General features: G+C 71.9%; 25 protein-coding genes. 16 read left to right on the forward strand and 9 right to left on the reverse strand.

The features are described from left to right. The first annotated feature begins 354 nt into the window (after positions 1 to 354). The 8 genes from VGX25_RS28820 to VGX25_RS28855 all read left to right on the forward strand — a co-directional run bounded on the left by VGX25_RS28820 (position 355) and on the right by VGX25_RS28855 (position 6,028). Positions 355 to 555, forward strand: a complete 201-nt coding sequence (locus tag VGX25_RS28820) for a hypothetical protein (RefSeq protein ID WP_326921072.1) — start codon at positions 355 to 357, stop codon at positions 553 to 555. Positions 556 to 577: 22 nt separating this feature from the next. Next, entirely contained in the window at positions 578 to 1,162 is a 585-nt protein-coding gene (locus tag VGX25_RS28825; protein WP_326921073.1) for a TetR/AcrR family transcriptional regulator, read from the forward strand. A 54-nt stretch (positions 1,163 to 1,216) separates the two neighbouring features. Next, entirely contained in the window at positions 1,217 to 1,741 is a 525-nt protein-coding gene (locus VGX25_RS28830; RefSeq protein WP_326921074.1) for a SigE family RNA polymerase sigma factor, read from the forward strand. Then, positions 1,738 to 2,742 carry a hypothetical protein gene (locus VGX25_RS28835; protein ID WP_326921075.1) on the forward strand — a complete coding sequence of 335 codons (1,005 nt, stop codon included), beginning with the start codon at positions 1,738 to 1,740 and terminating at the stop codon, positions 2,740 to 2,742. The genes VGX25_RS28830 and VGX25_RS28835 overlap by 4 nt, the downstream gene beginning before the upstream one ends. Positions 2,743 to 2,908: 166 nt before the next feature. Then, positions 2,909 to 3,049, forward strand: a complete 141-nt coding sequence (locus tag VGX25_RS28840) for a hypothetical protein (protein WP_326921076.1) — start codon at positions 2,909 to 2,911, stop codon at positions 3,047 to 3,049. A gap of 48 nt (positions 3,050 to 3,097) precedes the next feature. Next, the gene (locus tag VGX25_RS28845) at positions 3,098 to 3,739 is read left to right on the forward strand and encodes a hypothetical protein (protein WP_326921077.1); all 642 of its coding nucleotides are present in this window, start codon (positions 3,098 to 3,100) and stop codon (positions 3,737 to 3,739) included. 21 nt (positions 3,740 to 3,760) lie between these two features. After that, positions 3,761 to 5,188 carry an adenylosuccinate lyase gene (purB, locus tag VGX25_RS28850; RefSeq protein ID WP_326921078.1) on the forward strand — a complete coding sequence of 476 codons (1,428 nt, stop codon included), beginning with the start codon at positions 3,761 to 3,763 and terminating at the stop codon, positions 5,186 to 5,188. A gap of 18 nt (positions 5,189 to 5,206) precedes the next feature. Further along, complete coding sequence (locus tag VGX25_RS28855; RefSeq protein ID WP_326921079.1) at positions 5,207 to 6,028, forward strand: MOSC domain-containing protein; 822 nt, start codon at positions 5,207 to 5,209, stop codon at positions 6,026 to 6,028. A 50-nt stretch (positions 6,029 to 6,078) separates the two neighbouring features. Here VGX25_RS28855 and VGX25_RS28860 read toward each other — a convergent pair whose 3' ends face one another. Next, positions 6,079 to 6,912 (reverse strand): SAM-dependent chlorinase/fluorinase, encoded by an 834-nt coding sequence (locus tag VGX25_RS28860; protein ID WP_326921080.1) that lies wholly within the window; start codon positions 6,910 to 6,912, stop codon positions 6,079 to 6,081. Between the two features lie 177 nt (positions 6,913 to 7,089). Between VGX25_RS28860 and VGX25_RS28865 the strand changes: the two genes are divergently transcribed. Then, a complete protein-coding gene (locus tag VGX25_RS28865; protein WP_326921081.1) occupies positions 7,090 to 7,794 on the forward strand; it encodes a DUF2334 domain-containing protein in 705 nt (234 codons plus the stop codon). Here the strand turns inward: VGX25_RS28865 and VGX25_RS28870 are convergent. After that, the gene (locus VGX25_RS28870) at positions 7,766 to 8,410 is read right to left on the reverse strand and encodes an MBL fold metallo-hydrolase (RefSeq protein WP_326921120.1); all 645 of its coding nucleotides are present in this window, start codon (positions 8,408 to 8,410) and stop codon (positions 7,766 to 7,768) included. The genes VGX25_RS28865 and VGX25_RS28870 overlap by 29 nt on opposite strands. A 60-nt stretch (positions 8,411 to 8,470) precedes the next feature. Between VGX25_RS28870 and VGX25_RS28875 the strand changes: the two genes are divergently transcribed. Beyond that, on the forward strand, positions 8,471 to 9,982 hold the full coding sequence (locus tag VGX25_RS28875) for an aldehyde dehydrogenase family protein (protein ID WP_326921082.1): 1,512 nt from the start codon (positions 8,471 to 8,473) through the stop codon (positions 9,980 to 9,982). A gap of 20 nt (positions 9,983 to 10,002) precedes the next feature. Here the strand turns inward: VGX25_RS28875 and VGX25_RS28880 are convergent, their stop codons facing one another. After that, a complete protein-coding gene (locus VGX25_RS28880; RefSeq protein WP_326921083.1) occupies positions 10,003 to 10,170 on the reverse strand; it encodes a hypothetical protein in 168 nt (55 codons plus the stop codon). A gap of 59 nt (positions 10,171 to 10,229) precedes the next feature. Further along, positions 10,230 to 13,232, reverse strand: a complete 3,003-nt coding sequence (locus tag VGX25_RS28885; protein ID WP_326921084.1) for an AfsR/SARP family transcriptional regulator — start codon at positions 13,230 to 13,232, stop codon at positions 10,230 to 10,232. A 233-nt stretch (positions 13,233 to 13,465) separates the two neighbouring features. Between VGX25_RS28885 and VGX25_RS28890 the strand changes: the two genes are divergently transcribed. Beyond that, positions 13,466 to 13,882: a peptidase inhibitor family I36 protein gene (locus VGX25_RS28890; protein ID WP_326921085.1), complete on the forward strand. Its 417-nt coding sequence runs from the start codon at positions 13,466 to 13,468 to the stop codon at positions 13,880 to 13,882. Positions 13,883 to 13,951: 69 nt separating this feature from the next. Here the strand turns inward: VGX25_RS28890 and VGX25_RS28895 are convergent, their stop codons facing one another. Together VGX25_RS28895 and VGX25_RS28900 are read right to left on the reverse strand one after the other, a co-directional pair. Next, a complete protein-coding gene (locus VGX25_RS28895) occupies positions 13,952 to 15,535 on the reverse strand; it encodes a GMC family oxidoreductase (RefSeq protein ID WP_326921086.1) in 1,584 nt (527 codons plus the stop codon). Between the two features lie 656 nt (positions 15,536 to 16,191). Beyond that, complete coding sequence (locus VGX25_RS28900) at positions 16,192 to 17,193, reverse strand: NAD-dependent epimerase/dehydratase family protein (RefSeq protein WP_326921087.1); 1,002 nt, start codon at positions 17,191 to 17,193, stop codon at positions 16,192 to 16,194. A gap of 81 nt (positions 17,194 to 17,274) precedes the next feature. Here VGX25_RS28900 and purS point away from each other — a divergent pair, with 81 nt between their 5' ends. Further along, positions 17,275 to 17,514, forward strand: a complete 240-nt coding sequence (gene purS, locus VGX25_RS28905; protein ID WP_326921088.1) for a phosphoribosylformylglycinamidine synthase subunit PurS — start codon at positions 17,275 to 17,277, stop codon at positions 17,512 to 17,514. After that, complete coding sequence (gene purQ, locus VGX25_RS28910) at positions 17,511 to 18,191, forward strand: phosphoribosylformylglycinamidine synthase subunit PurQ (RefSeq protein ID WP_326921089.1); 681 nt, start codon at positions 17,511 to 17,513, stop codon at positions 18,189 to 18,191. The genes purS and purQ overlap by 4 nt, the downstream gene beginning before the upstream one ends. Here purQ and VGX25_RS28915 read toward each other — a convergent pair. After that, a complete protein-coding gene (locus VGX25_RS28915; protein ID WP_326921090.1) occupies positions 18,152 to 19,168 on the reverse strand; it encodes a methyltransferase in 1,017 nt (338 codons plus the stop codon). The two genes, purQ and VGX25_RS28915, sit on opposite strands and share 40 nt — an antisense overlap. 31 nt (positions 19,169 to 19,199) lie before the next feature. Between VGX25_RS28915 and purL the strand changes: the two genes are divergently transcribed. Then, positions 19,200 to 21,485: a phosphoribosylformylglycinamidine synthase subunit PurL gene (gene purL / locus VGX25_RS28920; protein ID WP_326921121.1), complete on the forward strand. Its 2,286-nt coding sequence runs from the start codon at positions 19,200 to 19,202 to the stop codon at positions 21,483 to 21,485. Between the two features lie 216 nt (positions 21,486 to 21,701). Next, positions 21,702 to 22,409: an MscL family protein gene (locus VGX25_RS28925; protein ID WP_326921091.1), complete on the forward strand. Its 708-nt coding sequence runs from the start codon at positions 21,702 to 21,704 to the stop codon at positions 22,407 to 22,409. A gap of 119 nt (positions 22,410 to 22,528) precedes the next feature. Here the strand turns inward: VGX25_RS28925 and VGX25_RS28930 are convergent, their stop codons facing one another. Together VGX25_RS28930 and VGX25_RS28935 are read right to left on the reverse strand one after the other, a co-directional pair. After that, the gene (locus VGX25_RS28930; RefSeq protein ID WP_326921092.1) at positions 22,529 to 22,798 is read right to left on the reverse strand and encodes an Os1348 family NHLP clan protein; all 270 of its coding nucleotides are present in this window, start codon (positions 22,796 to 22,798) and stop codon (positions 22,529 to 22,531) included. A gap of 76 nt (positions 22,799 to 22,874) precedes the next feature. Continuing rightward, complete coding sequence (locus VGX25_RS28935; protein WP_326921093.1) at positions 22,875 to 25,472, reverse strand: LuxR C-terminal-related transcriptional regulator; 2,598 nt, start codon at positions 25,470 to 25,472, stop codon at positions 22,875 to 22,877. A gap of 95 nt (positions 25,473 to 25,567) precedes the next feature. Here VGX25_RS28935 and VGX25_RS28940 point away from each other — a divergent pair, with 95 nt between their 5' ends. Further along, positions 25,568 to 26,329 carry a class I SAM-dependent methyltransferase gene (locus tag VGX25_RS28940; protein ID WP_326921094.1) on the forward strand — a complete coding sequence of 254 codons (762 nt, stop codon included), beginning with the start codon at positions 25,568 to 25,570 and terminating at the stop codon, positions 26,327 to 26,329. Positions 26,330 to 26,417: the final 88 nt, after the last annotated feature.

The raw sequence follows: 26,417 nt of genomic DNA on the forward strand, positions 1-26,417 counted from the left end.
GGGGGGCCGACGCCCTCTCAGGTAACAAGTGCAGAAGGCGGCACTTACGACAGTAACGAAACCGCTGCTCCATACGAGTTACCAGACGAAGACGCTGCCGCGGCCGCACCAACGGAGCGTGGCGAACAAGAGAACTTCCCGCCAGAGGGGTCCAAGCAGGGGGACTCCTCGGTTGGGAACGGCGGACCTGCGGGGTCCGCCAGCACTCCTCGTGGGTGCGAACAGGCGGACCGGGAGCTCGCTGCTGCCCTCGCGGGCGAGCTCCCGTCCGCCGCTATATCCGACCGGCTTCCCGCCGACATCCGGTGCGCGACCGGCTCGCGCGGCGTCGCCTACCGCGTCCCCGGCGGGATAGTGTCCCTCGTCGTCAGCCCCAAGGGCTCCGAGCTCCCCAGCCCGGTGGCCGGCCAGCCGGACAACACGGCGGTGCGCGGCGCGTCGACGCCGGACGGCCGGCATGTGCTCCTGGTCAGCGAGCCCGACATCGACGGCGGGGATCCGCCGTACGAAAGCGATCTGCAGCGCATGGTGGACGAGCTGAAGAACCGGGTCTGACCTCTGGCACGATTTGCCGGTCATGACAACCGCAAGTACGCCCAAGGGCGAGCGACGCCGGCAGGCCCTGGTCGAGGCCGCGGCCGCGCTGCTCGTCGAGGGCGGCTTCGACGCGGTCCGGCACCGGGCGGTCGCCGAGCGGGCCGGGCTGCCGCTGGCCTCCACCACGTACTACTTCGAGTCGCTCGACGAGCTGGTCACCGCGGCCGTCGAGCACCACGGCCGCGGCGAGCTGGCCCGCGGCCGGCAGTGCCTCGCCGACCTGGTCACCCGGCAGCGCAGCCCGGGCACCCTGGTCGAGTTGGTGCTGGAGCTGCTGCTCGGGCCGGAGTCCGAGCACGACGCGGAGTCGGTGCTGCTGCGTTACGAGCGGCTGGTCGCCACCGGCCGGCGGCCGTACCTGCGCGCGCTGATGCGTGACCTCGGCGCCGAGTTGCGCGGCCTGCTCAAGGAGATTTTCGTCCGGTCCGGCGCCGACGTGGACGACCACCGCGTCGAGCAGCTCATCTCGCTGGTCGACGGCGCCGTGGTGAACGCCCTGATCGAGGTCAACCCGGACCCGCGCGGCCGGGCGCGGGCGATGCTGGCCGACGCGCTGAAGACCTGACGCGTGCAACCCCGGACCGCCTTCCGTCGTGAGCTATAGGCGGAAGGGAGCCTCATGCGCGAGCGCGACGACGACAGCTTCAAGGAGTTCGCGGTCGGCCACGCGGGCACGTTGCGCCGCACCGCGTTCCTGTTCTGCGGCGACTGGCACCTGGCGGAAGACCTGATGCAGACCACGCTCGTCAAGATCTACCGGTCCTGGTCGAAGGTGCACAAGCAGGAGAGCCTGAGCAACTACGCCCGCACGGTGCTGCTGCGTACCTGGCTGGACGAGCGCCGCCGGCCGTTCCGCCGGTCGGAGCTGTCCGGGGCCGAGTTGCCCGACATGGCCGACGTCGCGGCGGATCCGGAGGTCAGCGCCGGCCGGATGTGGGCGAAGCACCTGGTGCACCAGGCCATGCTGCGGCTGCCGAAGGGGCAGCGCGCGGTCCTGGTGCTGCGGTACTTCGACGACCTCACGGTCGCCGAGACGGCCAGGGTCATGCGGTGCGCGGAAGGCACGGTCAAGAGCCAGGCGGCGCGCGGGCTGGAGACGCTGCGCGCCCTCGTGGCGCGGATGGAAGCCGAGGTGACGTTGTGAGCGAGCAGGAGTTGCGGGAGGGTCTGCGGGCCGCGCTGGTCGACGAGCCGGCGCTGTCGTTCGACCCGGACATGCTGATCACCAGGGCGCGCCGGGAGAGCGCGCGGCGCCGCACCCTGGTCGCGGCCGGGGTGGCCACGACGGCCGTGGCCGTGGCGGCGGTGGCCGTGCCGACGATCATCGGCGTGCCCCGCGCGGTCGGGCCCGCCGGTCCGGGGCCGGACGATCCCGTGCCGGCCACGCCGTGCGCCACGGTCCCCAAGCCCACGATGCCGTTGGAGAAGCTGACGAAGACGCCGCTGCCCACGGACTCCAAGAAGGTGGAGCCGGGCAAGGCGCCCAAGACCGTGGTGCCGCCGGCCGAGCCCAAGGAGCCGGCGCCGTTCGACTGCGTGCCGCTGACCGGGAAGCCGACCCCGCCGTCGGGCGTGGAGCCGCCCAAGCCGGTGCTCGATCTTGACTGGCCGCCGGCCGGCGTCACGCCCGCGCACTACACGGCCGAGCAGCTCCGGCAGCGCGGCACGGAGATGTGGGAGTACTTGAGCAAGCGGTTCGCCGAGGTGGTTCCGGATGCCACCCAGATCGCGCCCGGCGAGTTCGGGGGCGAGGCCGCCGGCGCGGTCGCCGACGGCCAGACCTACCTCGAGGCGTTCACCGGTTTCACGTTGAACAACGCCCGGTCGGCGGTCGACATCTGGATCTCGGCGCCCGGCGCCGAGGGGGTGTCCCCGGTTGAGAACTGCCCGGCGGATGTGCCGCCCGGATGCAAGGTGGACAAGCGCGCGGACGGCAGCTTCCTGGTGATCAAGGAAGAGTCGGGCGGTGCGCGGGAGGCGTCGATCCTGTCGGTCACCCATTACCGCGCCAACGGCACGGCCGTGCGGGCGACGGGCTACAACTACGACCCGACCGCCCACTCGGCGCCGACCTACCTCGAGGACATCCCGGTGACCGTCGACCAGCTGGTCGCCCTGGCCACGGATCCCGCCCTGTCGCTGTAGCCGCCCGTGCCACCTTCGCGATCCGCTTGGCGTAAGTAGCCGCGGTGCGAAGGGAGTGCCCATGCGGAAGGCGGACGAGGACCGGTTCCGGCAGTTCGCCAGGAGCCGGGCCGCGGCCCTGCGGCGCAGCGCGTACCTACTTTGCGGTGACTGACACTCGGGCGGCTTGGCGGTGACGCACCACCGCACCGATGGCGTCGTGGTGCTGGTCCGCACGGCCGTCAAGTCCGTGCACGGGCAGAACGAAACGGTCGTGTCCCAGGAGCGGCTCACCGCGATCGCCACGGATCGCCGGCTGACGTTCTGACCAGCCGATGGTGTGGCGCTGTAGAAACACCTGCCAGTCTTGTCGGCCATGCGGAAGGCAGTAGCCGGCGCGTCCGCCGCCGTGTCCGCGACCGTGTTCCTCGGCGCGGTCGCGGTCCTGCAGGTGGCGCGGGTCGATGACGGTCCGGTGGGGGCCGGATCACCGGTCGGGCCGACGTCGACGCCCACCTCGACGGCGCCCGCCGAGCCGTGCGGGCCGCCGTTGCCCACGCGCACGGTGGATCCGCGCAACAGCACCAAGCGCCCGGAGCCGGCGCTGTTCCCCGGGGCGGTGGAGATCATCGTGCGGCTCGAGCGGACCGTGCCCGAGGTCCTCGCGAGCCATGTGCCCGGTGCGCGGCTCCGGTCGATGGCCTGGATGGCACCGGCCGAGGCCCGCCTGACGAGCGTCTACTGCCTCGTCGGCACCGAGCGCTTCGTCCGGCTGGCGGTCATGCGCGAGCGCGGCACCGACCCCGGCGTCCGGATGGCCGGCCCCGGCCGGCTGCTGCGGAGCACAACCAGGTCCGACGGTTCCCAGGTGCGGGTGTACCGGGTCGACGCCGGGTACGACGAGGGTCAGCTCCTCGTGGCGCACCACCGCACCGACGGGGTGGTCGTCCAGGTGTCCCGGGACCTGCCCGAGGAGCAGCTGGTCGCGCTGGCCACCGACCCACGGTTGACCTTCTGACCGACGGATACCCTTCGGAGTGTGAAGGCCCGGATCGACAACGTGCTCGCGGCCCGGTACGCGTCGGCGGAGCTGGTGGCGCTGTGGGCGCCGGAGCACAAGGTGGTGCTTGAGCGGCTGCTCTGGCTGGCCGTGCTGCGCGCGCAGGCCGAGCTGGGGGTGGAGGTTCCGGACGAGGTGCTCGCGGACTATGAGCGGGCCGTGGACATCGTCGACCTGGCGTCCATCGCGGCCCGGGAGCGGGTCACGCTGCACGACGTCAAGGCGCGGATCGAGGAGTTCAACGCGCTGGCCGGGCACGAGCACATCCACAAGGGGATGACCTCGCGGGACGTGACCGAGAACGTCGAGCAGCTGCAGGTCCGCCGGTCGCTGGAGCTCGTTCGGGGGAGGGTGGCGGCGACGCTTGCCAGGCTGGCAAGGCTGGCCACGGAGTACTCCGATCTGGTGATGGCCGGCCGGTCGCACAACGTGGCCGCGCAGGCGACCACCCTCGGCAAGCGGTTCGCCTCCGCGGCCGACGAGCTGCTGGTGGCCTTCGAGCGGCTGGAGAACCTGATCGAGCGCTACCCGTTGCGGGGAGTCAAGGGCCCGGTGGGCACCGGTCAGGACATGCTCGACCTGCTCGGCGGCGATCGGTCCAAAGTGGAGGAACTGGAGCGGAGGGTGGCCGAGCACCTGGGTTTCGAGCGGGTGCTCACCAGCGTGGGTCAGGTGTACCCGCGCTCGCTCGACTTCGACGTGCTGTCCACTTTGGTGCAACTGGCCGCGGCGCCGGCCAGCCTGGCCAAGACGATCCGCCTGATGGCCGGGCACGAGCTGGCCACCGAGGGTTTCCGGCCGGGCCAGGTCGGCTCGTCGGCCATGCCGCACAAGATGAACGCCCGGTCCTGCGAGCGGGTGAACGGCCTGGCCGTGGTGCTGCGCGGGTACGCGTCGATGGCCGGCGAGCTGGCCGGGGACCAGTGGAACGAGGGCGACGTGTCCTGCTCGGTGGTGCGCAGGGTCGCGCTGCCGGACGCGTTCTTCGCGCTGGACGGGCTGCTCGAGACGTTCATGAGCGTGCTCGACGGGTTCGGCGCCTACCCCGCGGTGATCGCCCGCGAGCTGGACCGCTACCTGCCGTTCCTGGCCACCACTCGCGTGTTGATCGCGGCGGTACGGGCAGGGGTCGGCCGGGAGACCGCGCACGAGGTGATCAAGGAGCATGCCGTGGGGGTGGCGCTGGCCATGCGGGAGCGCGGGACCGAGCGCAACGACCTGCTCGACCGGCTCGCCGCCGACGACCGGATCCCGCTGGACCGGGCCGCGCTCGATGAGCTGCTTTCCGACCGGCTCGGTTTCACCGGCGTGGCCGGCGACCAGGTCGCGGCCGTGGTCAAACGGGTGTCCGACGTGCTGTCGGGGTTCGGCGAGGAGATCGGATATTCACCGGCGCCGATCCTGTAGCGCGGCTAGCCTGACGGTATGGCGACCGTCTCCGCGCTGGCGTACTACCCGATCAAGGGATGCGCCGGGGTTGCCGTCGACTTCGCCACGGTCACCGGGACCGGGCTCGAGCACGACCGCAGCTTCATGGTGACCGATCCGAACGGCACGCTGATCAGCCAGCGCGAGATCGCCCGGCTGGCCGTCGTGCGGGCCCAGGTCCTGCACGAGGGCACCAAGCTGGCGCTGGCCGCGCCCGGGGCCGAGGACGTGGTGCTCGAGGTGCGCGCCGAGGGCGCCACGCGGCCGGTCACCGTGCACCGGTGGGCCGGCACGGGAATCGACCAGGGTGATGACGCGGCGGAGTGGTTCTCCGCGGTGCTCGGCGCGCCGGCCCGCCTTGTCCGGGTGCCGCCGGATCATGACCGGGCGGGGTCGGGGGAGACGCCGGGCCGGACCGGCTTCGCCGACTCGAACGCGCTGCTCGTCCTCTCACCGTCCTCTTTAGACGAACTGAACGCGCGCATCCTGGAGCGTGGCGCGGATCCCGTGCCGATGAACCGGTTCCGGCCGAACGTCGTGGTGTCCGGGTGGCCGGAGCCGCACACCGAGGACCGGGTGCGCCGGATGTCCATCGGCACGGTCGAGATCGCCTACGCCAAGCGGAACACCCGGTGCGTGGTGACCACGGTCGACCAGCTCGCCGGCGAGCGGGCCGGCCCCGAGCCGCTGCGCACCCTTGCCGGCTACCGGCGCGAGCCGGACGGCGGCGTCAGCTTCGGCATGAAGGCGTCCGTCCTCCGCGGCGGCGAGATCTTCGTCGGCGACGAGGTCACCGTGACCGCGTGGGCCGCCGCCTGAGCCCGCGGATCTCCTCCGCGCCCGCCGACGCCCGGGAGCGACACGACGCATCATGTTCCGCTCCGCGCCGGCCATGAGGCCGGGCACAGGGTGACGAGGGCGCCGGGAGCGAGGCCGAGGGTGGCCGCGGCGGAGCCGCCGTTGACGGCGATGGCGACGTGGCCGGCGGAGTCGACGAAGGTGGCCATGGTTCCCGGCGGGGTGTCGGCGAAGGTGCGGGTGACGGTGGCCTTCGCGGTGTGGTCGTCGCCGAACTCGATCCGGATCGAAGAGCCGGGGGCGGCGCCGATGGCGTCGAGGTGCGACCGGCGGGCGGCCAGTTGGAGGTTGCCGAAGCGGTCGGCGGTGAGCACCTCGGTGCTGAGCTTTCCTTGGTGGACAAGGGTTCCCTGGTCGGGGAGGCGGACCAGCGTCGCGGGGTCGACGGCCGGGCCGAGCTGGGCGGGCCGGATGCCGGCGGCGAGGTGGGCGGCGGCGGGGGCGAAGATGTCGCGGCCGTGGAAGGTGGCGGAGACGTCGGGGAGGCGGTAGGCGGGGTCGGTGAGCTGATGGGCGGTGTCGATGCCGCCCAGGGCCTCGGCGGCGGGGACGAGCAGGCCGTTGTCGGGGCCGACGAGCAGGGCGTTCGGGGTGACGATGACGAGGGGGCGGCGGGTGGTGCCGACGCCGGGGTCGACCACGGCGAGGTGGACGGCCGGGGGAAGGTAGGGCGCGGTCTGGGCCAGGACGTGCGCGGCGCGGCGGATGTCCTGCGGCGGGATCGTGTGGGTGACGTGCAGGACCCGGACCGCGGGGGCGATGCGGGCGATAACCCCGGCGCAGGCGGCGACGAAGCCGTCGTCGAGGCCGTAGTCGGTGGTGAAGGAGATCCAGTCGTAGGTCACGGGTGGTGATCCGTTCGGGTGATTCCGGCTGGGACAGTATGTGGCCGACGGGAGCGGGCCCGGCGTGTGCTGGAGTTTGCCTCGAGTGGATGGCGAGCCTTCCTGATTTCGCTCGGCCGATCCCCGGTGCCATCTTCATTTGAGCATTTCTTCATCGGCGTTTGGGCTAATGAGCGCATGGCCGCACGCCTGGTGGTCTCCCTGTCCGGGGTCAGCGCCCGGATGCTGGACCGCTGTGCCGAGCTGTCCGCGGAGCTGACGCGCCGTGGGGTTCCGCTGTCCCTGCTGTTCGCGCCTGGATTCGCCGAACCGGAGACGGTGGACTGGCTGCGGGGACGGCAGAGCCGGGGAGATGCGCTGCTGCTGCACGGCTTCAACCACGCGGCCGAGCCGCGCGGGCGCACGATCGCGCTCGGGCGCAAGGCCGAGTTCGCCGCACTGCCGGCCCACGAGGCCAACCTGCGGTTGACCGCGGCCATCGCGGCGCTGGAACGTGTCGGGCTGGTCGCCGACGGGTTCGCGCCACCGCGCTGGCTGGTCTCGCCGGGCACGCTGATCGCGTTGCGGCACAAGGGGTTTGCGCTGTGCGCCGACGTTACCGGAGTGCGGGACCTGCGCCGGGGCACCGTCCACAGGGGACGGGTGCAGGGCTTCGGCCGCGGCGACCGGACCGAGCCGTGGTGGTGCTACGCCCTGGTGCTTGGCGCGGCCCGCCAGGCCCGCAAGGGCGGGCTGGTCCGGCTCGCCGCGGACGCGATGGACCTGGTCCGCTCGGGTTCCCGGCAGGCGCTGCTGGACGCCGTCGACATCGCGTTGCACCACGGCGCCGGCGGCGTCACCTACCCCGAGGTGATCACACCTCGGCAGGCTCGCGCTGCGTGAGCACCCGCACCTGGGTGCCCTCCGGGGCCAGCTCGGTGTACCAGGTCACCCTGCCACTCATCCCGAGCTCGGACAGCAGGGCGTTGTGGATCGGCACACAGACCCGCGGGGACACCGCGCGCAGGAAGTCGATGCCCTCGCCCACCTTCATCCACGGTGCGTCGGCCGGTTGCGCGAGCACGTCGATCCGCTGCTCGGGCACGAACAGCGAGTCGCCGGGGTGGTAGAAGGCGCCGTGGTCGACGACGTATCCGAGGTTGGGCGGCATCCGGTGGTCGCGGTGGGTCACGGCATGCTCCCCGCCGACGGCGTGGATCACCGCGTCGCCGACCTCAAGGGCATCGCCCGGCCGGGCGACGGTCACGGTGAGTGCCAGCTTGGCGATCTGCTCCTCCGCCGAGGCCGGATCGGCCACCAGCGTGACCCCCGGATTGGCCTCGACCAGGGCGGGCAGCCGGTCGACGTCGAGATGGTCCGGGTGCTGGTGGGTGATCAGGATGGCATCCAGGTCGCGCAGCTCCTCGAAGCCGGCGGAGAGGGTGCCGGGGTCGAACAGCAGCCGGGCCGACCCGCTGTCGACGAGCACGCACGAATGTCCATAGTGGACGAGCCGCAGTCGCTTGGTCACGGTCGCCAGGCTATCGCGGAGGTGGCTACTCAGGGGTAACGTGGCCGCATGACCAGCGTGCAGAGCAAGCCGGCCATGGCCGAGCCGGTCGCCAGGGACACCTTCGACTCCCTCGACCCCGCCACCGACGAGGTCGTCGGCACCTACCCGATCCACACCGACGACGACGTGCGGGCCGCCGTCGAGCGGGCAAGGGAGGCCGCCGCCTGGTGGGCCGGGCTGGGCTTCGCCGAACGAGCGGAGCGGCTGCGGCGCTGGAAGGGCTACCTCACCCGGCGGATCGCTCAGCTCGCCGAGGTCGTGCACGCCGAGACCGGCAAGCCGCACAGCGACGCGATGGTCGAGATCATCCCGGCCATCGACCACCTCGCCTGGGCCGCCAAGCACGCCCGCAAGGTCCTCGGCGAGCAGAAGCGCCCGAGCGGCATGCTGATGTCCAACCAGCGGGCGACCGTGGAGTACCAACCGCTCGGCGTGATCGGCGTGATCGGCCCGTGGAACTACCCGGTGTTCACCCCGATGGGCTCGATCATCTACGCGCTGGCGGCCGGCAACGCCGTGGTCTTCAAGCCGAGCGAGTACACCCCCGGCGTCGGCAAGTGGCTGGTCGACAGCTTCGCCGAGGTCGTGCCCGAGCACCCGGTGCTGCAGCTGGTCACCGGCTACGGGGCGACCGGCTCGGCGCTGTGCCGGTCCGGTGTGGACAAGGTGGCCTTCACCGGTTCCCCGGCCACCGGTCGCAAGATCATGGCGGCCTGCGCGGAGACCCTCACCCCGGTGCTGATCGAGGCCGGCGGCAAGGACGCGCTGCTGGTCGACGCCGACGCCGACCTCGAAGCGGCCGCGGACGCCGCGGTGTGGGGCGGCATGTCCAACGCCGGTCAGACCTGCGTCGGGGTGGAGCGGGTGTACGTCCACGAGCGGGTCTACGACGACTTCGTGGCCAAGGTCGTCGAGACCGCGAAGTCCGTCCGGGCCGGCTCCGACCCCGCGGCCAAGATCGGCCCGATCACCATGCCGGCCCAGCTCGAGGTGATCCGCCGGCACATCGCCGACGCCCTGGCCCGCGGCGGCCGGGCGCTGGTCGGCGGCGCGGAGGCGGTCGGCGACCGCTACGTCCAGCCGACCGTGCTGGTCGACGTCCCCGAGGACTCCGAGGCCGTGCGCGAGGAGACCTTCGGCCCGACCCTGACCATCGCCAAGGTCCGCGACATGGACGAGGCCGTCGCCAAGGCCAACGACACCAGGTACGGCCTCGGCGCCAGCGTGTTCGCCAAGAAGCGCGGCATGGAGCTGGCTCGCCGCCTGCGCTCCGGCATGACCGCGGTGAACTCCGTGATCGCCTTCGCCGCCATCCCCAGCCTCCCCTTCGGCGGCATCGGCGAGTCCGGCTTCGGCCGCATCCACGGCCCGGAGGGGCTGAGGGAGTTCGCCCGTCCCAAAGCCATCGCCCGCCAACGCTTCCGCCCGCCGATGGTGCTCACCTCATTCAGCCGCACCGCCCAAACCGACGCCCGGGTGGCCAAGCTGATCACCCTCCTGCACGGCAAGCGCACCTGAGGAACGCACGCAGACCCGCGTCACTGGCAGTCCTCGCACCAACCCGGAGGAAGGTCGTCGGGGTCACCGGGGATCGTGACGGTCTGTGCGGCGGGTTCCGCCAGGGCGATGCCGGCGTTCCAGCCGAGGGCGCCGACGGTCAACGCCAGCACGGTCAGCGCTCCGGTCAGCGTCCGGCGAGCGGACATGGATACCTCCTCATGGGTGCGCAGGTGTCCGGACACTGCAACGGTCCGCTAAGAAGCCGCTAACAACCACCCTCGGCGGGCAGATACGGCGGGAGGCGAAGGCAGGCCCGGTCAAGCTGGAGGTCGGCGAGGATGGCCTCCCATTCCTCGCGACAGACCGCACGATCCTTGCCGGCACGGTGGATCCGTTCGAGGTGGGCGAGCGTCCTGGCCTGTTCCAGCCGATTGCCGAGGCGGCGCCAGATCGTCAGGGACCGCTGCAGCATGGTGACCGCGTCCCGCGGTCTGCCCTGGACCGCGGCGAGGTCGCCGAGCGACCGCAGCACCTCGGCGGTGCCCTCCTGGTCGCCCACCTTCTCCTGGACCTGTAGCGACGAGTTCAGCCGGGACGCGACCGAGCTCCACGTCCCGAGCCGCATCTCCAGGTCCGCCTGAGCGTGCTCGACCCAGGCCGCACCGCGATCGTCGCCGATGTCCCGCGCGGTCGCCAGCGCCTCGTCGAGCGTGCGTACCGCGTCGGTCAGGCGGCCCATCTCGATCAGGCAGCGGCCGTAACTGTGCAGGTAGATCGCGGTGGTGCGGGCGCCGGTCGCGGCCCTGGAGATTTCGAGCGCCTCCTCCAGCAGCGGCAGGGCCGCCTCCGGCCGGCCGCGATCGGTGTGCACACTGGCCAGGTAGTGCAGGGCGCGGGAGATCGCCACGCCGGTCAGGCCGGTGCGGCGCGCGGTCGCCAGCGCCTCCTCGAGCCAGCGGGCAGCGTCGGCGAACCGGCCGAGCATGCGGGCCGTGCGGCCGGCGTGGGTCAACGCGTTGAACTCGCTGCGCGGGTCGCCGAGCCGGCGGGCGACCGCGAGCTCCTCAGCGATGATCTCGGGCAGCTCGGCGTACCGGTCCCGCTGGGCGCGCACCGCGAACTGCGCGCCCAGCAGGCGGATCAGGAGACGGTCGTCGTGCGACCGGGCGAGCGGGATCGCCTGGCTCAGCGTGCGGTCCCGGTCGTCGTCGTAGGAACGCACGGTGAGGAAGCCGGCCATGCGCAGCGCGAGCCCGCCCGCCAGGTCGGCGCGCCCGATCCGGCAGGCCTGGTCGACCGCGGTCACGAGGTTGACGCGCTCGGTCTCGAACCACCTCGCCGGCGCCTGGACGACCTCCGGCGCCGGCTCGGGGGCCGCACGCGGGCAGTCCAGCCCGGCCGCGAACATCATGCCGTGATCGATGCGCTCGTCGGCCTCGGTGGCGAGGGCCAGCCAGCCGGTCAGCACCCGGGACAGCGCCGCGACCCGCTCCGGCTCGGCATCCTCGGCCAGGGCGCGCTCGCGGGCGAAGTCCGCGACGAGGTCGTGCAGCCGGTAGCGAGGCTGGCCCAGCTCGTCGCGGCCACGTGCCTCGATGAGGTGGGTGTCGGCCAGCTGGTCGAGCATCCGCTCCACCGGCGATCGTGGGGTCTCGCCCAGGAGCTCGACGGCCACCCAGGTTGGCCAGTCCGGCGCGGTGATCAGCCCAAGGCGCCGGAAGAGCAGGCGCGGCAACGGGTCCAGGGCCTCGTAGCTGAGCCCGATGCTGGCCCGCACGTCCAGATCTCCCACGGCGAGCTCGTCCAGCCGCCGGCGCTGCTCGGCAAGGAGCAGGCGGAACTCCTCCAACGTCCACTCCGGACGAACCGCGAGCCGGGCGGCGGCGACGCAGACCGCCAGCGGAAGGTGACCGCACAGGTCGACGATCGCGGCGGCCGCGTCCGGCTCCCGGATGGCTCGCTCGGCGCCGACCACGGTGGACAGCAGCCCGGTCGCGGCATCGGGCGCGAGCATCGGGACCGTCCACCGTGCCGCCCCCACCAGCGCGGCCAGCTGGCGCCGGGAGGTGATCAGCGTGGCGCAGCCGGGCGTGCCGGGGAGCAGCGGCCGGATCTGCTCCTCGCTCGCCGCGTCGTCCAGCACGATCAGCATCCGCCGGCCGGCGACGCTGCTCCGGTACAGCGCGACCCGCAGCTCGGGGTCGTCGGGCAGGTTGGCCCCGGTCACCCCCAGCGCCCGCAGGAACCTGCCGAGCACGCCGTGCCCGTCGGCGGGTTCGTCCTGGGTGCCGCGCAGGTTCGCGTACAGCTGCCCGTCCGGAAACGAGCCGCTGACCTGGTGCGCGACCGCGAGCGCCAGGGTCGTCTTGCCCACCCCGCCCGGGCCGACCAGGAGAACCATCGACCGGGGTGGCTGGTCCCGCGGTCCGAGCTCGGCACACAGCTCGCCGATCAGCTTTTCCCGTCCGGTCAGGACGGTCGTGACCGGGGGAAGCTGCCGGGGTGTCGGCAGCTGCACGACGGGCTCCGGGATCACGGTCTCCTCGCGGAGGATGCGCTGCTCGAGCTCCTTGAGGCGCGGTCCCGGCTCGACTCCGAGGTCGTCGACAAACCGCCGGTACGTCTCCCGGTACGCGGCCAGGCCGTCCGCGCGGCGTCCGGCGCCGACCAGGGCCACCATTCGGGCCTCGTGCAGGCGTTCCCGGTACGGGTTCTCCTCGATCAGCACGGGAAGCGCGCGCAGCACGTCGTCATGCCGTCCCACCATCAGCGCCGCGTCCAGCCAGGCCTCGGTGGTGGCGAGCCGCTCCTCGTGCAACGCCTGGCGGGTCAGCTCGGCCCACTCGCCGGTGACATCGGTCAGCGCGGGGCCCCGCCACAGCGAGTTGGCCGTGTCGAGCAGGGACACGGCCAGCCGATGGTCGCCATCCGACGCGGCCTGCCGCGCGCGGTCGACGAGCCGGCGGAACTGCACCACATCCAGGTCGTGACCGCCGAGGCGGAGCTCGTAGCCCGCGGGGCGGGTCACGATCAGCTCGTCGGCGCCGCTCCCGAACCTGCGGCGCAGGCTGCTGATCATGTTGTGCAGCTGTGCCCTTGCCGAACGTGGCGGGTCGTCCCACAGCGCGTCGACCAGCCGGCTGACCTGCGTCAACCGGTCGGCGTTGAGCAGCAGCACGGCGAGCAGGAGCCGCTCCCGGCCGCTTCGGATCGTGAGGGAACGCCCGTTGTGCCGAACCTCGACGGGTCCGAGCAAGCCGAACTGCACCCGACCTCCCTGCGGGGAATTCGCCCCGGCGCCTCCCACCAGCTCCGAGGATCCATCGCACAGTGAGCCTAGTCGCGAGGGTAACGACCGCGGTCACAAGACGTAAGGGCCCGTGCGCGGTGCGTCGCAACTTCGCGGCTTAGCGGGTTGTTAGCGGGCTGTTGGCGCCCATTCGTAGCGTCCTGAACCGCGGGTGCATCGATTGTCCTGAGGGCAACTATTGGAGTGCGAAAATGACGACCAAAAGACGCCTCGTTCGCGCGGCGATCGCCGTGGCGGGTGCCACGATGCTGCTCGGGATCGCTCCGACGACGGCTTCGGCGGCAACGCCGCGCAACGGAGTCTGTGAGGTGGGGGAGATCTGTTTCTACTGGTTTATCGATCGTCAGGAGTCCCTGTCGGATTTCACCAGCTCGCTCGACAACTATGGCTCGTCGCTGCCGTCGTGCTACGTGTTCAAGTCCGACGGGCTAGGGCAGGGCGACTGCATGAAGAACAACGCCATGTCGGCCTGGAACCGCAGTTCCAGGATCGTACGCGTGTACTTCAACAGTTACTACGGCGGCCCCTATGACAACGTTGCGGCCGGCACCTGGCGCAACCTCAACGTGACGTCCAACGAAAACGCGTCACACAAGTTCCTCCTCTGACCGTACCTGGTCGACTTCCAAGCGATGTCACATTGCCTTCCTACGTAGGAGCGATGTGACATCGCTTTCCTACGAGGGGTTCCGGATAAGGTCGGCCGCCTTTTCCGCCACCATGATCGTGGGGGCGTTCGTATTGCCGCGGGGAACGGTGGGCATGATCGAGGCGTCGACCACGCGGAGGTTCTCGGTGCCGCGGACCCGAAGATCGGGGTCGACGACGGCCTGCTCGCCGGTGCCCATCGCGCAGGTGCCCACCGGGTGGTAGAGGGTTTGGGTGACCTCGGTGAGGTGGTCGGCCAGCTCCTCGTCGGTGGCGTCGTCGATTTTCGCCGGCTTGAACGGCTTGTCGAGGTAGCGGGAGATCGGGAGCTGGTGGGCGATTTCCCGCAGCGCACGCAGGCCGGCGAGCATGGCGTCGAAGTCGGCGCGGTCGGAGTAGTAGGCGGGATCGATGACCGGACGCCAGCGGGGGTCGGCCGAGCGGAGCCGCAGGCGGCCGCGGGAGGCCACGTCGATCAGGGTGGCGCCGGCGGTGAAGCCGCGCTCGGTGGGCTCGTGCAGGCCGTTGTCGTAGAACAGCGACGGCGCGACGTGGATCTGCATGTCCGGGGCGGGCAGGTCGTCGCGGGTGGCGAAGAACGCGCCGGCCTCGCCGATGTTGGAGGCGAACGGGCCGCGGCCGGTGACCTTCCAGCCGAGCAGGCGGCGGGTGGTGGCCAGGTCGACCAGGTCGGTGGTGTCCCGGGTGGTCCACAGCAGACCGGCCGCGGGGTGGTCGTGCAGGTTCTCCCCGACGCCGGGCAGGTTCACCGCGACGTCGATGTCCAGCTCGCGCAGGTGCTCGGCCGGGCCGATGCCGGACAGCAGCAGCAGTTGCGGGGAGTTGACCGCGCCGCCGGCCAGGATCACCTCGCCGTCGGCCCGCGCCGTGTGCTCCTCGCCGTGCCGCAGGTAGGCCACGCCTGTTGCCGTGGTGCCGTCGAGCACGACCCGGGTGGCCAGCGCGTGGGTGAGCACGGTCAGGTTGGGCCGGTCCAGCGCCGGCCGCAGGTACGCGTCCGCGGTCGACCAGCGGTGTCCCTTGTGGCAGGTCACCTGGTAGAGCCCGGCGCCCTCCTGCTCCGCGCCGTTGAAGTCGTCGGTCGGCTTGAGCCCCCAGGCCGTCGCCGACTCCACCCAGGCATGCGACAGCGGATGCGTGTAGCGGCGATCCTCGACGTGCAGCGGACCGTCGGTGCCGTGGTACGGCTGGTTGAGCCGGGAGTTGTTCTCCGCCTTGATGAAGTACGGCAGCACGTCGTCGTAGCCCCACCCGGTCGCCCCGTGCCGGTCCCGCCAGCCGTCGTAGTCGGCCCGGTTGCCCCTGATGTAGATCATCGCGTTCATCGACGAGCAGCCGCCCAGCGCCTTCATCCGCGGCCAGTACGCCGGCCGCCCGCCCAGGTGCTTCTGCTCGACCGTCTCGTAGTTCCAGTCCCACTTCGTCTTGAACAGCGCCGGGAACGCCGCCGGAATGCGGATCTCGTCCGCGTCGTCCTCCCCGCCGGCCTCCAGCAGGAGGACCGTCCGGCCCGGATCCTCGGACAGCCGGTTCGCCAGCACACACCCCGCGCTCCCGGCCCCCACCACCACGTAGTCGTACGAATCCGCCATCACGACCTCCTCGGCACCCAACCCACCGATCCTGCCCCCGCGCCCGAACCGCGACAAGACAACCCACTTGTCCACAGCACCCGACGTTGTCCACAGCCAAGATCATCTCCACGCCCCGCTGCGTTTCCGCTGGTAAACTGCCCACGAACCCACCCCCCACCCAACTGGGGTGGGGGCTGAGTGGCTATAGCGGCACGATTGCCAAGATCGCCGCGTGATAACCGACGGCTGCGCCGCGCGCAGCGCGCGGCGCAGCCGTCGTTTCTAGCTCCGCGACCTGCGGCGCACCGGCCCGCACGGGGCCGCCACTGCCGGCCACATGCTCCTTCTCGAACCCGACCTTCCGCACACCCCGGCTACCCCAACCCGGCGACCGGAACCTGGGCACAGACAGCGCCGGATGACTAACCCCACCCGAGACGGGCTGGTGATCTTTTGTCGTCACGTGGTGCCCACGCCACGCGCGCAGCGCGGCACCACATCACCACAGCGATCAACAGCCGCATCACCGCCATCGACGACTTTGCCGGAGCCTTGCCGGGAGCGGTGGGGGCTGAGTGGGTATAGCTGCAAGATCGCAGTGTGGGAACCGACGGCCGCGCGCCGCGCGCGGCGCGGCCGTCGGTTATGGCTATGCGATCTGTGGCGCACCGGCGTTACAGCGCGGCGATGATCTCCGCTTCCTCCGCCAGGGTCAGGCCTGCCTTGCGCTCCCGGTCCAGGCCGAGCGCCCGCTCGTGCTCCAGCGCCGCGCGCACCGCATCTTCGAGTGGCCGGATGTGCAGGCCGGCGTCGAGGGATGGTTGGGGGTCGCGGCCGGCCATGCCGAAGTGGGTCGGGGGGAGCCAGAACGGCAGGGACCGCGGGCCGGCCCAGGTGTCGACGTTGGCGGCGGTGAGTTGGTCGGGGGTGGCCCAGACGAACTCGACGTCCTCGCCGACGATGTCCGCCATGTCGCGGAGCAGCGTGGGAAGGGGCACGGAAGGGCCGATGGCGTCGAAGGTGCCGGCCAGGTCGTGCTCGGCGGCGTCGAGGATCCACGCGGCCAGGTCGCGCACGTCGATGTACTGCATCGGTTGGTCGGGCACGTCGGGCGCGAGCACCCGGCCGCCGCGGGAGAAGCGCGCCGGCCAGTAGCCGAAGCGGTCGTGGTCGTCGCCGGGGCCGGTGATCAGTCCGGGGCGGACGACGAAGGCGTGGTCGCCCATCGCCTCGCGGACCGCGTTCTCCGAGGCGACCTTGATTCCCCCGTACAGGCCGACCCCCTCCTCGGTCTCCATGTTCTCCCGGGTGGCGTGGCGCTGGATCGGCTCCAGCAGCTCGGCGTCGGGACGGCCGCCGGGTACGGCGCTGTCGGCGTAGACGTTGATCGTCGAGACGAACGTCCAGTGCCGCACCCGGTGCGCCAGCGCCCGCAGCGCCCGGTCCACCCAGGGGTAGGAGACGGTGGCGATGTCCACCACCGCGTCGAAGCTCTCCCCCGTCAGCGGCGCCAGGCCGTCCGGCCGGTCCCGGTCGACCTTGACCAGCTTCGCCCCGTCGGGCACCGGGCCGGACTCGCCCCGGGCGGCGCACACCACCTCGTGCCCGCGCCGCAGCCCCTCGGCGGCCACCGCGTGGCCCACGAACACCGTCCCACCGAGCACAAGTAGTCGCATGAGCTCCACCCTGGCGCGCCCGACACCCGGGCGCCAGGTGATCCGCGTAGGGCGAACACCCAGCTCAGGTACGCTCTGGCCGTGGTCAGAGTTGTTGTCGATGTCATGCCCAAGCCCGAGATCCTCGACCCGCAGGGGCAGGCGGTGGCCAAGGCGCTGCCCCGCCTGGGATTCGAGGGCGTGTCCGATGTCCGCCAGGGCAAGCACTTCGAGCTCGAGGTCGACGACTCGGTCGACGACGAGACCCTCGCCAAGATCGCCGAGGGGTTCCTGTCCAACCCGGTGATCGAGGACTTCGTCGTGCGCAGGGTGGACACATGAGCAGGATCGGGGTGATCACCTTCCCGGGCACGCTCGACGACGTCGACGCGGCCAGGGCGGTGCGCTACGCCGGCGCGGAGCCGGTGGCCCTGTGGCACGCCGACGAGGATCTGCGCGGCGTGGACGCGGTGATCGTGCCGGGCGGCTTCTCCTACGGCGACTACCTGCGGGCCGGCGCGATCGCCCGGTTCGCCCCGGTGATGGGCCCGGTGATCGAGGCGGCCGGCCGCGGCATGCCGGTGCTGGGCATCTGCAACGGTTTCCAGATTCTCTGCGAGGCGGGGCTGCTGCCCGGCGCGCTGGTGCGCAACGGCGGCCTGCACTTCGTCTGCCGGGACCAGCGCCTGCGGGTGGAGAACAGCACGACCGCGTGGACCAGCCGCTACGAGTTCGGGGCCGAGTTCGTCGTGCCGGTCAAGAACATGGACGGCCGGTGGGTGGCCGACAAGTCCACTGTGGACAAGCTGGAGTGGGACGGCCGGGTGGTGTTCCGGTACGCCGGCGGCAACCCCAACGGCTCGGTGCGCGACATCGCCGGCATCTGCTCGCCCAACGGCCGGGTGGTGGGGCTGATGCCGCACCCGGAGCACGCCATCGACCCGCTCACCGGCCCGTCCGCCGACGGCCTCGGCATGTTCTACTCCGTGCTCGACCTCGTGCCGACGATGACGAAGTAGTCGCCGAACGGGCCGGCCACCTCGGCCAGCTCGAGGCCGGCCGCGGCGTACAGGGCGCGGTACTGCGCCTCGGTGCGCTCCCGGCCGCCGGTGAACACCAGCATGTTGAGGTCGCTGAGCACCGCGCCCGTGTTGGCCGGGGACAACCGGTCGGGCAGCATCCGCTCCAGGACCAGCACGACCCCGCCGTCGGCCATGGCGGTGCGGCAGTTGCGCAGGATCACCGCCGACCGCTCGTCGTCCCAGTCGTGAACGATGCTCTTGAGCAGGTAGGCGTCGGCGCCCGGCGGCACCGAGTCGAAGAAGTCGCCGGTGACCACCTCGCACCGGCCGGCCACGCCGGCCTTCGCCAGCGTGGCGGCCGCGTGCTCGACGCCGTGGGGCAGGTCGAACAGCACGCCCCGCAGGCTCGGCACCGCGGACAGGATCGCCGCGAGCAGCGTCCCGTTGCCGCCGCCGACGTCGACCAGCGTGCCGAACCTGGCGAAGTCGTACCCGCCGATGACCGCGGGCGCGATCGACCGGGTGAACTCGGCCATCGCCGCGTTGAACTCCGCGCCCAGCTCCGGGTGCGCGGCGAAGTACTCGAACGCCGGCATCCCGGTCACGTGCTCCGCCGGGACCTTGCCGGTCCGGATGCCGTACTCGAGCGCACCCCAGCTGCGCCAGCCGCGCTCCGAGCAGTACAGCAGGACCAGCGACCGGATCGAGTCCGGGGCGTCGCTGCGCAGCGGCATCCCGCGGGGCGCAAGCGCGAACCGGTCCCCGTCGGCCTGCGTCACGACGCCGAGGCAGACCAGCGCGCGCAGCAACCGGTGCAGCGACGGGCCGTGGCTGCCGGTCGCGGTGGCCAGCTCGGCGCCGGTCTTCGGCCCGCCGGCCAGGTGGTCGGCAAGGCCAAGCCGGGCGGCGACGTGGATGATCTGCGCCGGCGCGAGGCCGAGCACCGTGTCCAGCAGGCTCGGGCCGTCGGTCATGACCTGCACCTTATAGGCTGCGAGCGTGCCAGTGACCGCCGTTTCCGTGGACACCGTCGAGCACGCCCGTGCCACGCCGGATGCTCCACAGCCGTACCGTGAGCTGGGGCTGCGTGACGACGAGTACGCCCGGATCCGGGAGATCCTCGGCCGCCGGCCCACCGACGCCGAGCTGGCCATGTACTCGGTGATGTGGAGCGAGCACTGCTCCTACAAGTCCTCCAAGGTGCACCTGCGCTACTTCGGTGAGACCACCACCGAACAGATGCGGGCCACGATGCTGGCCGGCATCGGGGAGAACGCCGGGGTGGTGGACATCGGCGACGGGTGGGCGGTCACCTTCAAGGTGGAGTCGCACAACCATCCGTCCTATGTGGAGCCGTACCAGGGCGCGGCCACCGGGATCGGCGGGATCGTGCGGGACATCCTTGCCATGGGCGCGCGGCCGCTTGCGGTGATGGACCCGCTGCGGTTCGGCGCCGCGGACGCGCAGGACACCAAGCGGGTGCTGCCCGGCGTGGTGGCCGGCATCGGCGGGTACGGCAACTGCCTCGGCCTGCCCAACATCGGCGGTGAGGTCGTCTTCGACCCGTCCTACCAGGGTAATCCGCTGGTCAACGCGCTGTGCGTGGGCGCGATGCGGGTCGAGGACCTGCACCTGGCGCACGCCTCGGGCACCGGCAACAAGGTCATCCTGTTCGGTGCGCGCACCGGGTTGGACGGCATCGGCGGGGTGTCCGTGCTGGCCTCGGACTCATTCAGCACGGCGGACGACGGGGATGGGCACAGCTCCGGTCGCAAGAAGCTGCCGAGCGTGCAGGTGGGCGACCCGTTCACGGAGAAGGTGCTCATCGAGTGCTGCCTCGAGCTGTTCGCCAAGGGGCTCGTCGTGGGCATCCAGGATCTCGGCGGCGCCGGGCTGTCCTGCGCCACCAGTGAGCTGGCCAGCGCGGGGGATGGCGGGATGCACGTCGTGCTGGACCGGGTTCCGTTGCGCGCGGCCGGGATGACGCCGGCGGAGATCCTGTCCAGCGAGTCGCAGGAGCGGATGTGCGCGGTCGTCCGTCCGTCCGATGTGGACGCGTTCATGGCGGTGTGCGCCAGGTGGGACGTGACCGCCACCGAGATCGGTGAGGTCACCGAGGGCGACCGGCTGGTGATCACCTGGCACGGGGAGACCGTGGTGGACGTGCCGCCGCGCACGGTCGCCCACCAGGGTCCGGTGTACGAGCGTCCGATCGAGCGGCCGGCCGACCAGGATGCCTTGCAGGCCAACGTTCCGGACGCGCTCGCCCGTCCATCCACTTCGGACGAGATCAGGCTGACGATCCTGCGCATGGCCGCCTCGCCCAACCTCGCCTCCCGGCGCTGGGTCACCGAGCAGTACGACCGGTACGTGCGCGGCGGCACCGTGCTGGCCCAGCCGCACGACGCCGGCATGATCCGCATCGACGAGGAGACCGGCCGCGGGGTGGCGCTGTCCTGTGACTGCAACGGCCGGTTCGTGCGGCTGGACCCGTACGCCGGGACCCAGCTGGCGCTGGCCGAGGCGTACCGGAACGTGGCGTGCAGCGGGGCGCGGCCGGTGGCGGTGACGAACTGCCTCAACTTCGGCTCGCCGGAGGATCCGGGCGTGATGTGGCAGTTCCAGCAGGCGGTGCGCGGCCTCGCCGACGGGTGCGCGCTGCTCGGCATCCCGGTCACCGGCGGCAACGTGAGCTTCTACAACCAGACCGGGTCCACGGCCATCCTGCCCACGCCGGTGGTCGGCGTGCTCGGCGTGATCGAGGACGTGGCCCGGCGGATCCCCAGCGGGTTCGGCGAGGCCAACGGGCACACCCTGCTGCTGCTCGGCCAGACCCGGGAGGAGCTGGCCGGCTCGGAGTGGGCACACGTGGTGCACGGCCACCTCGGCGGGCGGCCGCCGGCGGTCGATCTGGCGCACGAGAAGCGGCTCGCCGAGGTCCTTGCGGCCGGTGCGCGGGCCGGCCTGGTCTCCGCCGCGCACGACCTTTCCGACGGCGGGCTGGCGCAGGCGCTTGTGGAGGCCTGCCTGATCGGCGACACCGGCTGCCGGGTGACCCTCGATGGCGACCCGTTCGTGCAGCTGTTCAGCGAGTCGGCGGGGCGGGTCGTGGTCGCCGTGCCGCCCGAGGCCGTGGACCGGTTCACCGCGCTGTGCGGCGAGGTTCCGGTGCGCACGCTGGGCGTGGTCGTGCCGACGTGGGGCACGCTGGAGATCGAGGGCCTGTGCACCCTGTGGCTCGACGAGCTGCGCGCCGTCTGGGAGAGCACCTTGCCGGCGCTGTTCGGTTGAGCCATTTAGGGGGATAGGGATCCGGCCCCTAATGTTACTTCTGGTAAGTAGGGGAATCGTATTAGGCACCCAAAAGTGGGAACATGTTATAGAATTTTGTTCATGTCGGGTCTTATGTAGACAGTGCGATGATCGATACTGTGCGTGCGAGGTGACTCACCGAACGATGTTCGAAGTTTCGAACACGGCCGGGTTCATATGGAGGGAGACGCACGCGTGTTCAGGGGTTTCAGAGATTTCTTCCTGCGGGGGAACGTGATCCATCTGTCGGTCGCCGTGACCATCGGCATGGCGTTCACCGCGTTGGTCACCACGCTCGTGAATAATTGGATTGGACCATTGTTCGCGGCCCTCGGCGGGTCGAATGCCACCGGTCTGTCCGTTTCTCTCGTGGAGGGGAACCTCAAGACCCAAATGGATTTCGGGGCGATCCTCACTGCGCTGGCCGGCTTCATGATCATCGCAACGGTGGTCTACTACCTCATTGTCCTGCCGGTCAAGGAGCTCCAGCTGCGGCGCGCGCTGACCGCGAAGGCCCTGCCGCGCGAGCCGACCGAGGTGGAGCTGCTCGCCGAGATCAGGGGACTGCTCAGCCAGCAGCAGCGGGCCGTTGGACCGGCCGTGGCCGAGGGCACCGGGCCGATCGAGACGAACTGGTTCGAGCGGACGAACGACCGCCGCAAGGTGACGATCGACGGGGACCGGGAGTTCTCCTCGCGGCTGGTCGTGCTGCGCCCCAACACCCCGGGACTGGTCATCGACTACGGCGGTGAACAACTCACGTTCACCGTGGGACAGGGCAAGGGCGGGGTCGCCAAGGCCCACGAGTTCGCCAGCGACCTGGCCTACGCCGCGCTGGCCTTCGCCCATCGCTGCCGGGTGGAGATGAGCCCCCGGCACGCGGCGCCGCCGGCCAGCGCCTAGTGCTTCGTGGTCGCTCCCCGCGAGGCCGGCCCACCCGTGGCCTTGCGTCCGCTCCTGGTGTCTCTGGTCGCTCCCGGCGAGGCCGGCCCACCCGCCCACCCCCGGCCTCGCGTCCGCTGCTAGTCCTCCCGGGTCTCCGAGGATGCCGGGCCGCGGATCACCACGCCGGCGTCCTCGGTGATCTGGGCGAACAGACCGAAGAAGCCGGCCTTGCTGGTGCGCTGCTCGACGGCGCTCGCTCCGTTGGCGCCGACCCGCTTGGCCAGCACGCTCAGGTCGTCGGCGGACAGCTCGTAGCCGGCCAGCGCGGCCCGCGGATCGGTCGCAAGCTGCGCCTTGAACGCCGGATCGGTGGCCAACCGCTCCAAGGCGTCCTCGAGACCTGCCATGACCCGTTCCCGTCGATCGTCGCACTGCCGGCGATTTAGCACACCACACCAGGTTCGCCGGCGGCGTCCGCGCGGACTACGTAGCTTTCCGCGGGCGGCTACGTAGGACGGCCGCGAGCCCGGTCCGGCTGGTCACACCCAGCTTGGTGTAGGCGCGCTGCAGATGTGTCTCCACCGTACGCACCGAGACGGTCAGCGCGTCGGCGATCTCCCTGTTGGAGTTGCCCCGCGCGGCCAGGGTGGCGATCTCCCGCTCCCGGCTGGTCAGCTCCGCCACCGGGCCGGCGAGGTCCAGCCCGGGGGTGTGCGCCCGGTCGCAGCGGTCGCTCAGGGCGTGGGCCCGGTCCGCCATCCGCTCGGCCGCCCGGGCGTCCTGTCTTCGCCGGTACTCGGCGGCGGCCGCGGCGCTGGACTCGGCGGCCAGCAGCAGCGCGCCCATCGCCTCGAACCGCTCGCTCGCGGCGGCCAGCCCGTCCGGGTCGTGGCCGATCATCGCGGCCACCGTGTCCGCCCGCGCGGCGACCAGCGGGTTGTCCGTGCCGGCGGCCAGCTCGAGCAGCGGTGCGGCGGCGTCAAGCGCGCCGAGCCGGGCCAGGTTGTGCCAGGCGGACGCGGCCAGCGCCACCGCCCCGGCCTGCTGCGCCACCTCGGCCCCCTCGCGCAGCAGGTCCTTGGCCCGCACCGGGTTTCCGCCGAGCTGGGCGGTCCACGCCCTGGCCCGCAGCTCGTCGGACTGCAGCAGGTGCAGGTCGGTCCCGGGCAGCGCGTTCAGCTCGGCGACCGCGGCTGCGGCCCGGACACCGTCCCCGCGCTGCGCGGCCGCCAGCGCGATGCCGGCGGCGCACCAGCGGCGCAGCGCGAGCTGGCCGATCTGCGCGCCGATCGCCATGCCCTCGGCGAACGCGTGCTCGGCCCGGCCGAGCTGCCCGGTCAGCAGCTCCAGCCGGCCGCGCAGCATGGCCACCCAGGCCTGCCCGGTTCGGCTGTGCAACCGCAGGGACCGGTCGTACAGCGCGGTCGCCGCGGTGTCCGCCTCGGCCAGCCGTCCCGCCTCGATCAAGGCCACGACCTGCGCCAACCGGGCCCGCCCCGGCTCCGACCCGCGCTCGGCCCGCCGCACGTACTCCATCGCCATGCCGGCCTGTCCGGACAGCGCGGCGGCCACGGCCGCGGTGGCCGCGCCGGTGGCCAGCCCCTGCCCGGGGGCGGCGGCGCCGACGACCTCGGCCGCGCTCAACGCGTCGGACAGGTGGCCCCGCATCAGCGCGACCAGCGCCCGGTGCGCGGTGACCCGGTCGAGCAGCGCGCCGTTGAGGCTCTTGGCGATGGTCTCCAACGTCTCGGCCGCCTCGGCGCCGCGGCCGAGCCAGTACAGCAGCGCGCGGGACCGCTCGATCGCGACGGCGACCCGCTCCTGCTCGGTACCGGCCTGCTCGGACAGCTCGGCGAGCAGCGCCTGGGCCCGGTCGTGCCAACCTCGCTCGCCGAGCACCCTGGCGTGCAGCAAGCCGGCGGCCGGCCCGGCGCCGGCGTCCACCGCGGCCACCGCGAGCCGCTCGGCCAGCGGCAGGTTGCCGGCCCGGCGGGCGCCGCGGGCCGCGTCGACCATGATCGCCGGATCGATGTCGCCGCCGCCGTCGAGCTGCCACACCGCCAGCGGCAGCGCGCCGACCCGCTCGACACCCACCCCGGCCGCGGCCTCGGCGAGCCGTCTGCTGGCCGCCATCCGGCCGAGCGCGGTCAGCTGACCGCGCAGCACCTCGCCGTACAGCGGATGCGCCAGCCCGACCTGCAGGCCGCTGCGCTGCTGCACGGTCTGCACGAGCTCGTGCCGCTCAAGGCTCTCCACGGTCTCCGGCGAGGCGAACTGCGCGACGATCTCCCAGGGCAGCGGTTCGCCGAGGGCCACGAGCTCCAGCAGCTCCCGCTCGGTCCGGTCGAGGTCGACCAGCCGCGCCTGCACCAGCTCCACCAGCCGCGGCGACGTCGCGAGCCTCCTGGTGAGCCGCCAGACGCCCTGCTCGCGACGCAGGATGTCGGTGTCCAGCGCGCCGAGCACCAGCTCGTGCAGGAACAGCGCGTTGCCCTGGCTGGCCTGGAACAGCTCCAGCCGGGCGGCCCCGTCGATCGCGCCGCCGAGCACCGTGTCGAGGATCCGGTCGACGTCCCTGACGGTCAGCGGCGCCAGGTCGAGCCGCTCGACGATGGCGTCCTTCCACAGCGCAAGCAACGGCTCCGGCACCGGCAGCCCGGCCCTGGTCGTGAGCACCACGAACGCCCGGTCCGGCGCCGCGAGCTGCTGCACGACCGTCGCCGACGCGTTGTCCAGCAGGTGCGCGTCGTCCACGACCAGCAACAACGGCCCCGGCCCGCTGGCGATCGCGTCCGCGGCGGCCCGCAGCCAGTTGCCCCGCGGCCCGCTGCGCCGCGAGTCCGCCGGAAGCAGCGGAGCCAACGCCCCCAGCGGCACGTCCGCCGCCGCCCTCGTGGCCAGCACCCGCGCACACCGGAACCCCACCCGCTCGGCGATCGCCGCACACTCGGTGGCCAGCCTGGTCTTGCCCACCCCGGCCGGCCCGGCCAGCAACAACCCCGCCGCATCCGCCCGGCCGAGGGCGGCCGCCACCCGCGCAAGCTCACGCTCGCGACCGACGAACGGCCACGGTCGTTCCACTGTCTGCATAGGCTGGCCCTCGCGTGCCTGAACGCTGTGCATATGTCATCGCTTGTGCAGTGCCCCGCGCTACGCGCCCGCCTAAAGTGACGATCATGAGCCGGACCAGACGGTTCTACGACGAGCTGGCCGAGGACTACCACCTGATCTACGCCGACTGGGAGGCCAGCATCGGCCGCCAGGCCGCCGCCCTCGACGGCCTCATCGGCCCCGCCCGGCGCCGGGTCCTCGACTGCGCCTGCGGCATCGGCACCCAGGCCATCGGCCTTGCCGGGCGCGGCCACACCGTGATCGGCACCGACCTCAGCCCGGTCGCCGCCGCCCGCGCCGCCACCGAGGCCACCCGCCGCGGCCTCACCGTCCCCGTCGCCGCCGCCGACATGCGCGCCCTCCCCTTCCCCGACGCCACCTTCGACGTCGCCATCTGCGCCGACAACGCCCTGCCCCACTTCCTCACCCCCCAGGACATGCACGCCGGCCTGACCGGAATCCGCCGCGTGCTCGCCGACGGCGGCCTGCTCATCACCAGCACCCGGCCCTACGACGAGCTCCGCGAGCAGCGCCCCGGCTACTCCCCACCATGGAAGTCGACCACCCCCACCGGCCGGTCGATCTCCTTCCAACTCTGGGACTGGCACCCCGACGGCGAACGCTACGACCTCGAGCACTTCACCCTCGTCCCCGACGGAGAAGGCTGGCGCGTCGCCGTCCGCAGGGCCACCTACTGGGCCATCACCCGCCGCGAGCTGGCCACCCTCGTCGCCGCGGCCGGCTTCACGGACGTCACCTGGCACGAACCCGAAGACTGCGGCTTCTTCCAACCCGTCCTCACCGCCATCGCCAAGATCGCCGTGTGAGAACTGATGGCCGCAACTCCGCGGCGTGTCCGCGCTCGGGTAGCCGCATGACGCGTTCGTGCAGGTGAGTGACGCGCCCCGGCACCAC

Source organism: Actinophytocola sp. (genome assembly GCF_035942955.1).
Taxonomy (GTDB): Bacteria; Actinomycetota; Actinomycetes; order Mycobacteriales; family Pseudonocardiaceae; genus DASYTH01.

Coding starts and splice junctions, on each gene's coding strand:
- VGX25_RS28825 (WP_326921073.1), top strand. CDS start 578: ATGACAACCGCAAGTACGCCCAAGGGCGAGCGACGCCGGCAGGCCCTG.
- VGX25_RS28830 (WP_326921074.1), top strand. CDS start 1,217: ATGCGCGAGCGCGACGACGACAGCTTCAAGGAGTTCGCGGTCGGCCAC.
- VGX25_RS28845 (WP_326921077.1), top strand. CDS start 3,098: ATGCGGAAGGCAGTAGCCGGCGCGTCCGCCGCCGTGTCCGCGACCGTG.
- VGX25_RS28855 (WP_326921079.1), top strand. CDS start 5,207: ATGGCGACCGTCTCCGCGCTGGCGTACTACCCGATCAAGGGATGCGCC.
- VGX25_RS28865 (WP_326921081.1), top strand. CDS start 7,090: ATGGCCGCACGCCTGGTGGTCTCCCTGTCCGGGGTCAGCGCCCGGATG.
- VGX25_RS28875 (WP_326921082.1), top strand. CDS start 8,471: ATGACCAGCGTGCAGAGCAAGCCGGCCATGGCCGAGCCGGTCGCCAGG.
- VGX25_RS28880 (WP_326921083.1), bottom strand. CDS start 10,170: ATGTCCGCTCGCCGGACGCTGACCGGAGCGCTGACCGTGCTGGCGTTG.
- VGX25_RS28890 (WP_326921085.1), top strand. CDS start 13,466: ATGACGACCAAAAGACGCCTCGTTCGCGCGGCGATCGCCGTGGCGGGT.
- VGX25_RS28895 (WP_326921086.1), bottom strand. CDS start 15,535: ATGGCGGATTCGTACGACTACGTGGTGGTGGGGGCCGGGAGCGCGGGG.
- VGX25_RS28900 (WP_326921087.1), bottom strand. CDS start 17,193: ATGCGACTACTTGTGCTCGGTGGGACGGTGTTCGTGGGCCACGCGGTG.
- purQ (WP_326921089.1), top strand. CDS start 17,511: ATGAGCAGGATCGGGGTGATCACCTTCCCGGGCACGCTCGACGACGTC.
- VGX25_RS28915 (WP_326921090.1), bottom strand. CDS start 19,168: ATGACCGACGGCCCGAGCCTGCTGGACACGGTGCTCGGCCTCGCGCCG.
- VGX25_RS28930 (WP_326921092.1), bottom strand. CDS start 22,798: ATGGCAGGTCTCGAGGACGCCTTGGAGCGGTTGGCCACCGATCCGGCG.
- VGX25_RS28940 (WP_326921094.1), top strand. CDS start 25,568: ATGAGCCGGACCAGACGGTTCTACGACGAGCTGGCCGAGGACTACCAC.